Source organism: Sorangium sp. So ce426 (assembly GCF_051475585.1).
Lineage (GTDB): Bacteria > Myxococcota_A > Polyangia > Polyangiales > Polyangiaceae > Sorangium > Sorangium cellulosum_B.
The window spans coordinates 10,350,325-10,365,375 of sequence record NZ_CP150341.1; the positions used below are offsets into that span (position 1 = coordinate 10,350,325).

Sequence of the window (15,051 nt, forward strand, 5' to 3'; positions counted from 1 at the left end):
GCCTCGCTCACCACTTCAGCCAGGCGACCGTCACGCCGTCGCCGCCCTCGCTCGGGCCGCCCGGGCGGAGGCGCGCCACGTAAGGGCTCCCGCGCAGCGCCTCGCGGACGGCGTCGCGCAGGGCGCCCGTGCCGTGCCCGTGGACGAAGAACGTGACCTTGCGGCCCGCGCCGAGCGAGCGGTCGAGGAACTGCTCGGCCATGGCGACCGCCTCGTGCGCCCGCAGGCCGCGGAGATCCACGGTGTTGTCCGCCGTCTGGATCGGGACGTCGGGGTCGGCGGCGGCGTCCAGATCGACGCGGCGCTGCGGGGGCGCCGCGGCGGCCGGCGGCGCGCCGGTGCCGCGCAGCTCGGCGATCGAGGTCGTGAGCTTGAGCGAGCCGGCGGTGACCCGCAGCTGGCCGCCCGAGAGGACCTCCACCACCTCGGCCTCGGCCCGCAAGCGAGGCACGTAGACGCGGGCGCCGACGCGGATGGCGGCCGGATCGATCGCCGGCCGCGCCTGCGGCTCGTCCTTCGGGCGCAGCTCGAGCTCGCCGCCGATCGACGTCTTCTGCCCCACCGCGTCCATGGCGCGAGCGGCCGCGCGCACGTCGTCCTCGGTGGGCTTGCCGCGCAGGCGCGCCTGCGCCGCCTTGAGGTCCTCGCGCGCGCGCCGCAGGCTGGCGAGCAGCGCCTCCCCCTCCCGCGTGATCACGCCGCGCTCCTTGTCCCGGAGCCGCTCGATCTCCGCCTCGAGCTCCCGCCGCTTCGCGCGAGAGGCGGCCGCCTCCCGCGCGGCGTCCTCGCGCGCGAGCTCGAGCGCGCGGCGCTCGGCGGAGAGCTTCTCGACCATCTGCTCGAAGGTGACCGCCTCCTTCGTGAGGAAGCGCTCGGCCCGCTCGAGCACGGCGCCCGGGATGCCGAACCGCCGCGCGACAGCGAGCGCGCTCGAGGCGCCGGGCACGCCGACGACGAGCCGGAAGGTCGGGCTCATGGTGGCGAGATCGAAGCCGACCGAGGCGTTCTCGAAGCGCTGATCGCCGAGCGCGAGCGCCTTGAGGCCCTCGTAATGCGTGGTGCTGGCGACGGTGCCCCCGCGCGCGCACAGCGCGTCGAGCACGGCCGCGGCGAGCGCCTCGCCCTCGCGCGGATCGGTGCCGCCGGCGAGCTCGTCGAGCAGGACGAGCGCGCCGGGGCGCGTCTCGCCGAGGATGAGCCCCAGGTTCTTCACGTGGGCGCTGAAGGTCGACAGGTTCTTGTGGAGGTTCTGCTCGTCGCCGACGTCGGTCAGCACGACGTCGAAGAGCGCGACGCGAGAGCCCTCCCTGGCCGCGACCGGCAGGCCCGCGCGCACCATCAGCGCCGCGAGCCCGAGCGTCTTCAGGGCCACGGTCTTGCCGCCGGCGTTCGGTCCGGAGACGATCATCGCGCGGCCCGCGCTCATCGCGAGGTCGCTCGCGACCACCTTCACGCCGTCGAGCGCGAGGAGCGGGTGGCGGCCCCCGACGAGCTCGATGGAGGTCGGACTCGATCCGCCCTCCGAGGCGCCCCGCCCGGCCCCGAAGGCGTCCTCCGGGACGTCCGGGAAGGTGAGGTCGAGGTCCTCCGCGAGCCGCGCCGCAGCGGCCCGCACGTCGGCGTGGGCCAGCGCGCGGGCGGCGGCCGCGACGCTCTCGACGTCCTCGGCCACGCGGGCGGTGAGCGCCGCATAGATCGCCAGCTCCTCCCGCGCGACCTCGGCGTCGACCATCTTCATCCGGTTGCCCGTCTCGACGAGCACCCGGGGCTCGACGAACACGGTGGCGCCGCTCGCGCTCGTCGCGTGGACGATGCCGGGGAAGCGCTCGTGCGCGTCGGATCGCACCGGCAGCACGTAGCGCCCGTCGCGCTCCGTCCAGTAGCGGTCCTGGAGGATGTCCTCGTGCTTCTGGATGAGGTCCTCGAGGCGCCGGACGAGCCGCTCGCGCACCGCGCGCCGCTCCGCGCGCAGCGCCTCCAGGCGAGGCGACGCGCGATCGGCGAGCGTGCCGTCCGGATCGAACGCCGCCGCGAGCTCGCGCGCGACGGCGTCGAGCTCGGGGTCGGTCGCGCACGCGGCGTGGAGCGCGGGCGCGATCTGGCGCCGGCCCTGCAGGTACTGCCGCGACGTCCGCGCGGCCTCGAGGAGGCCGAGCACGGCGCGCAGCTCCTCGTTCGCGAGCGCCGCGCCGATGCGGGCCCGATCGAGCGCGCCCTCGAGCTCCGCGACGTCGCGCGCCGGCACCGGCTCCCCGGCCCGGGCGAGCGCCACCGCCTCGCGCACCTCCGCGAGCGCGGTGAGGGCCTCGGCGCGCGTCGACGCGAACGGCAGGGCCCGGGCCAGCCGCTTCCCGCCCCGCGACGCGCATCGCTCCGCGAGCGCCTCGAGGACGCGATCCCACTCCAGGTCGGCGCGGGTCTTGGTGGGACAGGGATCTGCGAAGGGCCCTTCGGGGTTGTAGTCCATCACGCTTCGGTCGGATCGCGGGCCACGCCGCCGGCCCCGCTCGGCATCGGGTTCTGCTCCTTCTCGAGGTAGCGGAAGATGGTGCGCGGGTCGACGCCGAGGTCGCGGGCCGTCTGCGTGCGGTTGCCGTTGTTGCGCTCGAGCGCCTCCAGCACGTACCGCCGCTGGAACTCCTCCTTGGCCTTCTCCAGCGGCATGATGGCCGTCTCGGCGCCCGGGCCGAGATCGAGATCCTCCACGGCGAGGAGCGCCTGGTCGCAGAGGACGAGCGCCTTCTTGATGCGGTTCTCGAGCTGCCGGATGTTGCCCGGCCAGGGGTACTTCTTGATCGCGGAGAGCGCGGCCGGGCTGAAGCCTCGCACGGCGCTGCCGAGCTCGTCGGCGTACTTCGAGAGCAGGACCTTGGCGATGATGAGCACGTCGTCGCCGCGCTCGCGGAGCGGCGGGAGCCACAGGTTCACGACGTTGAGCCGGTAGTAGAGATCCTCCCGGAAATTGCCGGCGCGGATCTCCTCCTCGAGGTTCCTGTTCGTGGCGGCGACGATGCGGATGTCGACCTTCTCGGGCTTCGAGTCGCCGACGCGGAAGACGACCCGCTCCTGGAGCGCGCGGAGGAGCTTCACCTGGAGGTTCAGCGGCAGCTCGCCGATCTCGTCGAGGAACAGCGTGCCCTTGTCGGCGACCTGGAACTTGCCCGGGCGGCTGGCGATGGCGCCGGTGAAGGCGCCCTTCACGTGGCCGAAGAGCTCGCTCTCGATGAGGTTCTCGGGGATCGCGCCGCAGTTGATGGTGACGAAGGGGCCGCCGTCGCGCGGGCTGCGCCGGTGCAGCTCCCGCGCGATGAGCTCCTTCCCGGTCCCCGTCTCGCCCGTGATGAGCACGCTGATGTCCGTCGCCGCGACCTTCTGCAGCTTGCGGAACACCTCGAGCATCGACGGGCAGGCGCCGATGATCTCGCCGAACTTCTTGTCGTGCAGCTCGGCGACGAGCTTGGCCTTGTCGGCCCTGAGGGCGTTCAGGAGCATCGCGTTCTGGAGGATGAGCGAGGCCTGGGACGCGAAGATGCTGAGCAGGTCGAGCTGGGCGCGGTCGAAGAGGTGCTTGATCTTGTCGTTGCCGACGTAGAGCGCGCCGATGATCTGGCCCTGCGACAGGAGCGGCGCGCACATGACGCTGGAGAGCTTCATCGCGATGACGCTGTCGCTCCGGCCGAACTGCGTGTCGGCGAGCGCGTCGGAGACGATCACCGGGCGGCCCGAGACGATGACCTGACGCACGATGCTGTCCGAGATCCCCCCGGCCGCGTCGGTGATGGCCTCCTTGCGGATGTTGCGCGACGCGCGCACCGCCAGCTTGCGATCGCCGCCAGCGGCCGGCGCGGCCGGAGCGCCGCCGCTGACCGCCGTGTCGGCCGCCGCCTCCGCCCCCTCGAGCAGCAGGAGGAAGCCCTTGTCGGCGTGCGTCAGCTCGATGACGTCGTCGAGCATCGCCTCGAGGAGCTCGTCGACGCTGCGCCGGTTGATGAGCTTCTCGCTGAAGGCGAACAGCTTGCGGACGCCGGCGAGCTCCGACGATCCCTGCAGCGGCGCGGGCCGCTCCGCCCCGCCGTCGCACGCCGGGAGCCGCTCCTGGACGGTCGGCGCCTCGGCGAACATCGAGAAGCCGACCTCGACCGTGCCGAGCTGGAGGCGGTCGCCGTGCACCAGGCGGGCGCGCCGCTTCTTCTTGCCGTTGATCGCGATCTCGCCGTCGCGCTCGCACTCCTCCAGCACGAAGTCGCGTCCGTCGAACACGATCTGCGCGTGATGGTCCAGCACCCCCGCCCCCGCGACCGCGACGTCGTTTCCGAGCGCCTTGCCGATCGTCGTGACCGGTTTGTGGACGCTGTAGAGGCGTGGCGCGCCCTCGGCGGCGAAATACTTCAGGGTCGGCATCGAGGGCAGCATAGCAGGCGTGCCGCGGCCTCATGCAGCCGTGTTGGACGGCACACGGCGGCTTACCAGAGCTCTCCGACGACGACGGCGCCGAGCCCGCCCCGATAGGGCGTGAGGCTGCCGCCGAGCACGCGCGCGAACGGGGGACGGCCACGATCTTCCTGGTCGTCCAGGGCGACGGAGGCGCTCGAGTCCGGCCTCCCGAGGAACAAGGCGCCCGCGACGAGGCCGAGGGTGCCCGCCGCGCCCTGGGCGATGAGGCCGCGGCGGGGGTCATGATCGCTCCCGATGTACGCGAGGTAGATGGGCAACGACACCACCGTGCCGATGCCGAGCCCGCCCCACATCCACGCGAGCTGATTCCACGAGGGCGTCCACGCGACGGACAGGCCGACGGCGCCCGCGGTCGCGACGTTGAACCCGATGAGGCCCCCGAGCGAGATGCTGTCGTTCGACTCGCTCCAGTCGCCGTTGCTGGCGGCGGCCCCGAACGCGCTGCCGATGAGCGAGCCCCACACCGCGCCCGAGGCGACGAGCATGTTGGTCTGCGGCTTGGGCCGGAGGAGGTAGTAGAAGCCCCAGCCCGCCGCGCCGCCGACGGTCGAGCCGATCACCTCGGCGGTCGCGAGCCCGAGGAAGCCCCACTCCTTGCCCTTGCGCGCGCTGACGTACTGGTAGGAGGCGATGCCGAGCCCCTCGCCCGCGCCGATCACCATGCCCGTGGCGATCGCGGACGGCATGCCGCGCGGCATCGGCGGCGAGTCGAGGAAGTAGACGCCGACCGGCGCCGCGACGCCGAGGAGCGCGGGCGCGATGAACTGCGCGCCGGGATCGTCGATGCCGGCGAGCGCGTCGATCCAGATGCCGGTCCCCACGCCGTAGGCCACGGAGGTGGCGTAGAGGTAGCCGACCTCGAGCGGCGTCGACTTGGGCTCGCTCTTCTTCTGCGGGGCGTACCCGTAGCCGCCGTACTGGCCTCCGTACCCGCCGCCGTACTGGCCGCCGTACTGACCGCCGTACCCGCCGCCCTGCTGACCACCGTAGGGCGGCGCGCCGTACTGGGCAGCGGCCGTCGAGCTGACGCTCGACAGGAGGAGCGCGGAGAGGAGACTCACGAGAGGTCGCGTGTGCATCGCGCCGCCACTTTACACGCTCGCGAGAGGCGAGGCGCGCGGCGGCGCGAGAAAGCGCCTTCCCGCGAGCCGGCCCCGCGTCTCACTCTCTCGTGAGGGCGCGGGTCATGAGGTCCACGACGGCCTGCTGCGGCGGCTTCCCCTCGTACAGCATCCGGTACACCTCGACCGTAATCGGCGCGCTCACGCCCAGCTTGTCCGCGAGGTCGTGCGCGCTCTTTGCGGTCTTCACGCCCTCGGCGACATGGCCGAGGCCGGCGAGGATCTCGTCGAGCTTCCGTCCCCTGCCCATCTCGATCCCGACGGTGCGGTTGCGCGACAGCTCGCCCGTGCACGTGAGCACCAGGTCGCCCATCCCGGAGAGGCCCGCGAGGGTGAGCGGGTTCGCCCCCTTCGCCGCCGCCACGCGGCCGATCTCCGCGAGGCCGCGCGTGACGAGGCCGGCGCGCGCGTTGTGGCCGAAGCCGAGGCCGTCGCAGATGCCGGCGGCGATGGCGATGACGTTCTTGAGGGCGCCGCCGACCTCGACGCCCACGACGTCATCGGACGAGTAGACCCGGAACCTGTCGGTCGCGAACATGCGCTGCACCGCGTGCGTCTCCCGCTCGCTCCTGCCGGCGACCACGACCGTGGTCGGCTGGCCGGCCGCGACCTCGCGCGCGAAGCTCGGGCCCGACAGGTACGAGAGCCGCGGCTCGGCCTCGCGCCCGAGCTCGTCGATCAGCACCTCGCTCATCAGCATCAGCGAGTCGTTCTCGATGCCCTTCGTCGCGCTGCACACGAGCGCGTCCCGCGGGATGTGGCGCCCTGCCTCCCGGACGACCTCGCGCAGCGCGTGCGACGGGACGACCACGACGGCGAGCTCCGCGCCGCGGAGCGCGTCCTCGAGATCGCCCGTCGCCCGCAGGCTCGCGGGCAGCGCCACGCCCGGCAGGTACCTGTCGTTCTGGCGCTCGCGGCCGATGCGCTCGGCGAGCTCGCCGTGGTGCGCCCAGAGCGCGGTGGGGTTGCCCTTGTCCGCCAGCAACTTCGCCAGCGCCGTCCCCCACGCGCCGGCCCCGATGACTGCGACGTTCGCCATGGCAGTGACCCTATCACCACCCGCGCGCCGAGGCGGACGGCGGCGCGCCTCGCGGCGCGCGGGGACCGACGGCGACGCGCCTCGCGGCGCGCGGGGGCCGACGGCGACGCGCCTCACGGCGCGCTGGGGCCGGCGGCGCGCCGCTCGACCCGCCGGTGTTTCGACTATGCTGCGCCCATGCTCTTCCGCACCGCCGCGCTGCGCGCGCTCGGCCTCGCGCTCTGCCTCTCGCTGCTCGGAACGGTGGGCGTCTCGTGCGGCCAAGGCGCGCTCGGCGTGATGCCCGGCGTCGTGAACGATCCGGGAAACCTGTCCCTCCGCAGGGCCATCCTCGCCTTCGCGACGAGCCAGCTCTGCACCGAGATGCGGAAGCGGAGCGTGCCGCTGCGCCTCCGCGACGAGGATCCGGTGACGGGCCGGTTCTACCCGGGCGCGTGCGTCGCCCAGGAGCTCGCGAACGGGCACCTGCTCCTCCAGTTCGGGGGGAGCGGCGTCGTCTGGACGAACCTGACCAAGCGCATGAGCTTCGATGCGAGCGCGGCCGTCGAGTACGACCACGACTTCCTGATGGATGGCGACACGATGTACGTGTACTTCCGCCAGCGCTCGACGACGGCGGCGAGCTTCACGACCAAGCTCATCGAGCAGCCCGCCGCGATCTCGCTCGGCGGCGTGTCGCTCGCCCAGGGCAGCGCGTACGCGAACGCGCTCGGCGCCCAGCTCCTGAAGACCGAGATCGCCCGGGGGTTCACCGTCATCCGCGACGACGACGGCGCCGTGCAGTTCGGGCTCGGCATCATCGAGAAGGGAAAGCGGCCCGACGCTCCGTACGAGCGCCGCGACAACGGCAAGCTGCTCCTGGCAAACGAGCGCACCGAGGTGCACCAGGAGCAGCGCGATACCATCGGCCCGCTGGAGATCGCGGGCAGCGGCGAGGCCCTGACGCTCACGGTCGCCGTCGAGGGCGCGCCCGGCGTGGACGTCCTCCTCGTGCCTCGAGGCACCGGGGAGCCGTGGCTCCAGGCGTACCTGACGCAGCCCGCGCCGACGCCCCTGCCAGCGGCGGCCCTGCTCGACGAGCCTGTGTACTCCGGCGCCCCCTGGCGGCGAACGGTGCCGCTGCCCAAGGGGCAGTACTACCTGGTCATCGACAACACGAGCGCCGCGGGGCGGACGCAGCCAACGACGTACGCCCGCGACGACCGCGCGGCCCTCGTGAGCTACGCCGTCGAGGTCGGAGACGCGCCCTGACAGGGGGCGAACGAGGGGCGAACGAGGGGCGAACGAGGGGCGAACGAGGGGCGAACGAGGGCGACGAGAGCGAACGAGGACACGCGGGCGACGACGCCGACGGACCGCGCGTCGCCCGCCACGCCTGCGCACTTGCCGCGGCGAGGGGCGGCGTATACATAAGCTCTCTCTTGCCGCCGCGCCCCGATGATCAACCCCAGAGCGTCCCGTCGGTCGCGGCCAACCGGCCCGCAAGCTCGGAGTTCAGACCCTCGATGAGGGGCAGCGCGAGCTCGGAGCCCCGCGCCAGCGCGGCCAAGGCGACAGGCGGCGCAGACCCGCGCTCGACTGGCAGCTCTCCTCCGCCAGGGGGCAGGGACGGCCGGGCGCCGCTGCGCTTCCTGTTCCACCTCGTGTGGATCTGCATCGTCCCCTTCGCGCTGGCGGTCCTGAACGTCTGGCTGCTCACCCCGCCGGCCCAGGGAGGGAGCTCCCAGCCGCTGCGGGTCTTCGTCGGCGAGCAGCAGATCCCGGCGGGCATCGTGCTCTTCACGATCTTCGCGATGATCCTCTGGCGGTTCCGCCACGAGCTGCCGTTCGCGTCGGCGATCGGCGTGGGCGGCCGCCGGGACATCCCGCCGAAGGCGCGCGCTCGCTTCGAGGACGCCGCGGCGCTCCTCGAGGAGGCCCACCGGATCCTGCGCGGCCGCAAGCGTGACGTCGAGCGCGAGCTGACGAGCGGCGAGCGCGAGCAGGTGGCGCAGGCGATCGCGGCCCTCGAGCGCGCGATGAGCGCCGAGACGTTCGACGCCGACGAGTTCGACGCCGCCCACAGCCGCGCCGATCGCGCGGTCGGCGAGCACCTCGGCCGCTGGCGCAAGGGCGAGATGCGCGAGTACGCGGAGTCGATCGGCATCGCCGTCGCCGTCGCGCTCCTCCTTCGCGCCTTCGTCGTCGAGGCGTTCAAGATCCCGAGCGGCTCGATGATCCCGACCCTCATGGTCGGCGACCACATCTTCGTCAACAAGTTCACCTACGGCCCGCTCATCCCCTGGACCGACCAGCGCCTCTTCCCTCGCCTGCCGCCGTCGCGCGGCGACGTGATGGTGTTCAAGTTCCCCGAGAACAAGGAGCAGGACTTCATCAAGCGGACGATCGCCATCCCCGGCGACACGCTGGAGGCGATCAACGGCCGCCCCGTCCTCAACGGCTGGCTCGTCCCCCACTGTCACGTCGGCCCCTACCACTACGAGGGCCGGCAAGCGGAGCTGTTCGTCGAGTACCTCGGAGACAAGTCGTACTTCACGCTCTACGAAAAGAACCCCGACGGCATGATGTGCGTGGAGAGCAACGACTGCACGCCGGGCTCCACGTGCCGGGGCGGCATCTGCGGCGATCTCCAGGGCCCCTTCAAGGTGGCCGCCGAAGAGGCGTGGGTGATGGGCGACAACCGCAACAACAGCCACGACTCGCGCAGCTGGCGCGGCGGGCTCGGCGCGGGCGTGCCCTTCGATCACATCAAGGGGCGCGCGATGTTCGTGTGGATGAGCTTCGGCCCCGGCGGCGGCATCGCGCAGGATCGCCTCTTCGTGAACGTCATGGGGCGCCCGAAGCTCCCCGGCGCCCACGAGGCGACCCTGCACGACGGCCTCGAGAAATGCCTCCGCGAGCGGCCCCCCGCCTCCGAGACGACCCCGCCGCCCCCGTCCGCACGCCCTCCGTCGAAGCGCCGCTGAAGCCGCTCCGGCAGCGCGTTCGAACGCAGTCTCCCCGACAGCGCGCAGGCGGTCTTTGTGCGCTCGCGGTCGACGCGGCGAGTCATCCGGTCCAGGGCGACGGAGCCGACGGTGCGCCCGGGGCGCCGCGGGATCGAGCCGAAGAGGCCGAGGGGAGACGCCGGAGACGGGAGCAGCCCGAGCGCAATTTTCTGATGGGCGCTCGGTCGTCCACGCGCCACGCTTCCCGTGCCCGAGGCGCCCGTGCGCCAGCTGCGTGCGCCTCGAACCCCGAACAGGAGCCAGGTGCATGAGCGACGCGATGTGGGCGCTGACGTACAACCGCGAGAAGCAGCCGTGGGAGTCCACCGTCGGGCTGTCCAAGGATCAGGTCGAGCGCCCGGCGATCGACGAGGCCAGGGATTACCACGACCGCGCGAGCGTCCTCGTCAAGCCGATCATGACGGGCTTCTGCGGCTCGGATCGCGGCATCTGGTTCCGCAGCGCCTTCAAGGACATGATCCTCTCGTCGCTCGATCGCGATCGGAAGGCGACGCGCACGATCGGCCACGAGCTGCTCGGCCGCGTGGTCGACCTCGGGACCGACGCGCGCCGGTCCTTCGGGCTTCAGATCGGCGACATCGTGTCGACCGAGAGCCACATCGCCTGCGGCGCTTGCTACCAGTGCCGCGTCGGCGACACCCACGTGTGCGCGGACGACAAGATCATCGGGATCAGCGAGGATGGCTGCTTCGCCGAGCTCGTCAAGCTGCCCGCGAAGAACCTCTGGCGCACCGATATCGCGAGGATCCGGCCCGAGGTCGCCGCGGTGCAGGAGCCGTTCGGCAACGCCGTGCACGCGTGCACCAAGGTGAACCTCCGCGGCAAGCGCGTGGCCATCTTCGGCTGCGGCACCATCGGCCTGTTCGCGATCGCGATCGCCCGCGCGATGGGGGCGATCTACGTCATCGGCGTGGAGCCGGCGGAGCGGAACGCCGAGATGGCCCGCCGCCTGGGCGCCGACGCGGTCCTGCGCCCGCACCGCGCGAGCCCCGAGCGGCCCCACGCGAGCGATCCCGAGCTGACGGAGCGGGTCCGGAAGCTCACCGACGGCGTCGGCGTCGACGTCGTGCTCGAGATGAGCGGCGTGAACAGCAGCGTCAACAACGCGATCCACGCGGCGAGGCGCGGGGGCGACGTGATCCTCTTCGGCCTGAAGAGCGGCGACGCTGTGATCGAGAACTTCGACCGCCTCATCGTGGACGGCATCAGCCTCCACAGCGTGATCGGCCGGCGCATCTTCGAGACGTGGCACATCACGCGCCACCTGCTCGAGTCGCGCGATCCGAACATCCACGACCTCATCTGGGAGGTCATCCTGAACCGGGGCGAGGGGACGGTGTTCGACTTCGAGGACTACGACGCCGCGGCCTTCCAGGAGGCGATCTCGAGCCACCCGAAGGTGATCCTCCGCTACTGAGCCGCTCAGGCGACGACGCCGAGGCGCCGGCCGACCCGCAGGAAAGCGTCGATCGCCTGATCGACGTGCTCGGGCTCGTGCGCGGCGGAGAGCTGCACCCGGATGCGGGCCTCGCCCTTCGGCACGACGGGGTACGAGAAGCCGATGACATAGATGCCCTCGGCGAGCAGCGCCCTCGCCATCTCGTTCGCGAGCTGCGCGTCGCCCAGCATGATGGGCACGATCGGGTGGATGCCGGGCTTGATGGTGAAGCCGGCCTGCGTCATCCCCTGCCGGAACCGGCGCGCGTTCTCCATCACCCGCAGGCGCAGCGAGGGCTCCGCGTCGATGAGGTCGAACACGGCGATCGAGGCGCCGGCGATCGCCGGGGCGAGCGTGTTGGAGAACAGGTACGGGCGCGATCGCTGCCGGAGCAGGTCGACGATCGGCTGCCGGCCGGTCGTGAAGCCGCCGCTCGCCCCGCCCAGCGCCTTGCCCAGCGTGGAGGTGATCACGTCGACGCGGTGCATGACGCCGCAGAGCTCCGCGGTCCCGCGCCCCGTCGGCCCGATGAACCCGGTCGCGTGCGAGTCGTCGACCATCACCATCGCGCGGTACTTGTCGGCGAGATCGCAGATGGTATCGAGCTTCGCCAGGTACCCATCCATCGAGAACACGCCGTCGGTGGCGATGAGCCGGAGCCGCTTGCCGGCCGTCGCGCGGAGGATGTCCTCGAGGGCGGCCATGTCCCCGTTCGGGTAGCGGTGCCGCTCGGCCTTGCAGAGGCGGATACCGTCGATGATCGACGCGTGGTTCAGCGCGTCCGAGATGACGGCGTCCTCCTCGCCGAGGAGCGTCTCGAAGAGGCCGCCGTTCGCGTCGAAGCACGACGAGTAGAGGATGGCGTCCTCGGCGCCGAAGAAGCGGGCGATCCTGGACTCGAGCCGCCGGTGGAGGTCCTGCGTGCCGCAGATGAAGCGCACGCTGGAGAGGCCGAAGCCGTGCGTGTCGATCGCCTCCTTCGCCGCCGCGACGACCGCCGGGTGCGACGACAGGCCAAGGTAGTTGTTCGCGCAGAAGTTGAGGACCCCGGCGCCGCCCTCGGTCCGGATCACCGGCCCTTGCGGCGTCGCGAGGATCCGCTCTTCCTTGTAGAGACCCGCCGCACGGATGTCCTCCAACGCCCGTACGTACAGTGACCGAGCGACATCGAACATGACGTCGTTATAAAACGCGGCTGTCAGCCGGTCGACGGGGGAACGCCGTCCGGACACCCAGGGCGGCGCTGCTCATGGGCCTGAGCGCCAGCAGGCTACCCCGGACCCGAGAGGCAGGGTGCGCGCGGCTTTGTCGCGCGCGGCGCGGCCGCGGCCTACTCGATCCGGGAGGCACGTGGCAGAACGGGCAGCGTCCAGCGCCGCGCGATCGCCGTGCGGCTCGCGTCGCGTGCGCCAGCGCGCGCCGCGCGAGCCGAGCGCACGAACGGCGCCCTCGGGAGGAGCAGGCATGACGGAAGCCAGGGGGGACTTCCGGCGAAGCGCCGGTGTGCTGTGCGCTGCCGCGTCGCTCGCGGCCGCCGCGAGCAACCCGGGCTGCAGCCGCGCGGAGGATCCGCCCGGACGGAGCAGCGCGGGCTCCACCGGCGGAGCGCCAGGCACGACCGCGGCGAGCGGAACGGGAGGCGGGGGCGGCGCGGGGGGGGATGCTCCGTATGCGGCATTGCCGCTCGTCTCCGCGATCGCGTTCGATGCGACGCCGGATGTCGCCGGGGCTTACGTGTACTTCACCGCTCTTGGCGCGGACGGCAGGGCCGGGGTCTTCAGGATCGGCGCGCAAGGCGGTGGGGGCGCTACCGAGATCGCGGCCGGTCCGCCGCTCGTGGCGCCGCTCGGGATCGCGACGAGCGCGGACGGCGGTCGCGTCTTCGTGGCCGACCCAGGCGCGGGCGACCCGGCGCTCGACGACGCGGGCGCCCTCTTCGCGATCGACCTGCCCGGCGGCGCCGTGGCCCCGATCGACGGCGGCGAGGGGCTGCGCGCGCGCGGCCTCGAGGTCGCCCGCGGCGCGGACAACGAGGAGCGGATCATCTTCTCGGGGCGCGATCGCGACGACGGCCAGCCCGGCGTGTTCTCGCTGCCGGCGCGCGGCGGCGAGGTGTCGGCGCTCGCCAAGGGGAGCCCGCTCGTCGACCCGAGCGGGATCGCGGTCACCGGGCGGGGCGACGTCTTCGTGTGCGACGCCCTCGCGAGCCCCGACAAGACGGCGACCATCTTCAGGATCGAGGACGGCTTCGTGAGCCCGTTCGCGACCGGGCTCCACGTCGGTACTCCGTGCGGCATCGCGCTGACGCGCGACGACGCGGCGCTGCTCGTGCTCACGCGCGACCCGACCCGAGGCGCCGACGAGGTCGTGTGGATCGAGGTGGCGTCCGGAGCGCGCTCGGCGACGGCCGCTGGCGCGCCTGGCCACGACGAGCCCGGGGGGCTGCACCGGGCGAGGGGCGCCGACGTCTTCGCGTTCGTCGATCACAGGGCCCAGGAGCGAGGCTCGGTGTTCCTGCTCAGGCAATGAGCCGCAGAGGAGCGATGGAAGGACCCGCACGCATGATCCACCGACCGTCGCGCGCCGTCGCCGTCTTCACGGCGTCCGTCGCGCTCAGCGCGCCCAGCCTCGCCGCGGCGTCGAGCCACCGCGAGGCGCCGGCCATCGCGAGGGATCCGGCCGCCGACAACACCGACCTGTACGCGTGGGTGGAAGGCGGCAACCTCGTGATCCTCGCGAGCTACATTCCGCTCGAGGAGCCCGCCAGCGGGCCGAACTTCCACGGCTTCTCGGACGACGTGCTCTACGAGGTGCACATCGCGCGCGGGCCGTCGAGCCTCGAGGACGCGCTGACCTATCAGTTCCGGTTCTCGACCAGGCCGTACGTGGCGGCGGATCCGGCGGGGCTCACGCCGGCGCCGAGCGGCGGCAACGAGTTCTTCTCGCAGCTCGCCGGCGGGGAGCAGACGTACACCGTGACGAGGATCGAGGGCGGCGCGTCGACCGTGCTCCTGAGGGACGCCCCTGTCGCGCCGCCGAACATCGGGAGGAGGACGAACCAGCTCGCCTACCGGATCACCGGCGGCGGCTACCCGGCCTTCGCGACGTCCTCGAAGTTCCTCAAGCAGATGGCGGGCGGCGCGGGGCGCGCCTGGGCCGGGCCGCGCGACGACGGGTTCTACGCGGATCTCGGCCGCGCGTCCGATCTGGCGGGGCTGTGCCCGCTCCTCGCGGCGCCGAACCCGTCGTGCACCCCGCGCGACAACCTCGCCGGCTTCAACGTCCACACGCTCGCCCTCGAGCTCCCGCTCGCCGCGGTCAACGGCGGCGCGGAGCCGACGCCGGGGCCGAGCGACCGGCAGACGCTCGGCGTCTGGGCCTCCGCGAGCCGCCGCAAGGTGCGGATCCTGCGCGCGAACGGCAAGGAAGATGGCCTCGGTCCCTGGGTCCAGGTGTCGCGCGTCGGCCTGCCGCTGATCAACACCTGGATCATCGGCCTGCAGGACAAGGACAAGTACAACCGCGCGCACCCGCGCGACGATCTCGCCAACTTCGGAGCCTACTTCCTGAACCCGATCCTGGTGCGGGACGCCGAGTTCGCCGGGCTCTACCAGGCAGGCCAGCCGCTCGCGGCGTTCGATCCCGAGGCGCTGAAGCAGAGCCGGACCGACCTCATCGACGCCTTCAACCTGAAGCCCGCGAACCTCGGAGGGCACAGCCTGGAGACCGTCGGCGACGTGCTCCGGATCGATCTGGGCATGCCGTCGGGCTTCCCGAACGGCCGCGCGCTGGTCCCCGGCGCGGATCACGAGCAGACCGACGTCACCGACGCGCTGCTCACGCTCGTCCTGACCGGCGCGCTCGGCGCGACGGCGGGCGACGGCGTGGGCGCGAACGACGCGCGGTTCCTCCCGGCCTTCCCTTACCTCGCGACGGCCTGGGAGGGCGCGACCCAGGGCCACTTCCGGCCCTGAGCCGCCCGGCGTGGCG

The 15,051-nt window shown here is 72.5% G+C and carries 10 protein-coding genes; 5 read left to right on the forward strand and 5 right to left on the reverse strand.

Translation table 11 applies throughout. The features are described from left to right. Window positions 1-7 precede the first annotated feature (7 nt). From WMF44_RS38715 to WMF44_RS38730, 4 genes are all read right to left on the reverse strand, one after another. On the reverse strand, window positions 8-2,467 hold the full coding sequence (locus WMF44_RS38715) for an endonuclease MutS2 (RefSeq protein ID WP_437295062.1): 2,460 nt from the start codon (window positions 2,465-2,467) through the stop codon (window positions 8-10). Next, a complete protein-coding gene (locus tag WMF44_RS38720) occupies window positions 2,467-4,413 on the reverse strand; it encodes a sigma 54-interacting transcriptional regulator (protein WP_437295063.1) in 1,947 nt (648 codons plus the stop codon). Before WMF44_RS38720 ends, WMF44_RS38715 begins: the two co-directional genes overlap by 1 nt. Before the next feature lie 50 nt (window positions 4,414-4,463). Then, window positions 4,464-5,534, reverse strand: coding sequence for a hypothetical protein (locus WMF44_RS38725; RefSeq protein ID WP_437295064.1), 1,071 nt, complete (start codon window positions 5,532-5,534; stop codon window positions 4,464-4,466). Window positions 5,535-5,616: 82 nt separating this feature from the next. After that, window positions 5,617-6,615, reverse strand: coding sequence for an NAD(P)H-dependent glycerol-3-phosphate dehydrogenase (locus tag WMF44_RS38730; protein ID WP_437295065.1), 999 nt, complete (start codon window positions 6,613-6,615; stop codon window positions 5,617-5,619). Between the two features lie 177 nt (window positions 6,616-6,792). Between WMF44_RS38730 and WMF44_RS38735 the strand changes: the two genes are divergently transcribed. The 3 genes from WMF44_RS38735 (at window position 6,793) to WMF44_RS38745 (ending at window position 11,040) form a co-directional block, all read left to right on the forward strand. Then, window positions 6,793-7,866, forward strand: a complete 1,074-nt coding sequence (locus tag WMF44_RS38735) for a hypothetical protein (RefSeq protein ID WP_437295066.1) — start codon at window positions 6,793-6,795, stop codon at window positions 7,864-7,866. Window positions 7,867-8,120: 254 nt separating this feature from the next. Further along, a complete protein-coding gene (gene lepB / locus WMF44_RS38740; protein WP_437295067.1) occupies window positions 8,121-9,581 on the forward strand; it encodes a signal peptidase I in 1,461 nt (486 codons plus the stop codon). Window positions 9,582-9,870: 289 nt separating this feature from the next. Further along, window positions 9,871-11,040, forward strand: coding sequence for a zinc-binding dehydrogenase (locus WMF44_RS38745; RefSeq protein WP_437295068.1), 1,170 nt, complete (start codon window positions 9,871-9,873; stop codon window positions 11,038-11,040). 5 nt (window positions 11,041-11,045) lie between these two features. Here the strand turns inward: WMF44_RS38745 and kbl are convergent, their stop codons facing one another. Further along, entirely contained in the window at window positions 11,046-12,236 is a 1,191-nt protein-coding gene (gene kbl / locus WMF44_RS38750; protein WP_437295069.1) for a glycine C-acetyltransferase, read from the reverse strand. 289 nt (window positions 12,237-12,525) lie between these two features. Here kbl and WMF44_RS38755 point away from each other — a divergent pair, with 289 nt between their 5' ends. Both WMF44_RS38755 and WMF44_RS38760 read left to right on the forward strand, forming a co-directional pair. Beyond that, on the forward strand, window positions 12,526-13,590 hold the full coding sequence (locus tag WMF44_RS38755) for a hypothetical protein (protein WP_437295070.1): 1,065 nt from the start codon (window positions 12,526-12,528) through the stop codon (window positions 13,588-13,590). A 32-nt stretch (window positions 13,591-13,622) separates the two neighbouring features. Continuing rightward, the gene (locus WMF44_RS38760; protein WP_437295071.1) at window positions 13,623-15,035 is read left to right on the forward strand and encodes a DUF4331 domain-containing protein; all 1,413 of its coding nucleotides are present in this window, start codon (window positions 13,623-13,625) and stop codon (window positions 15,033-15,035) included. The last annotated feature ends 16 nt before the right edge of the window (window positions 15,036-15,051 follow it).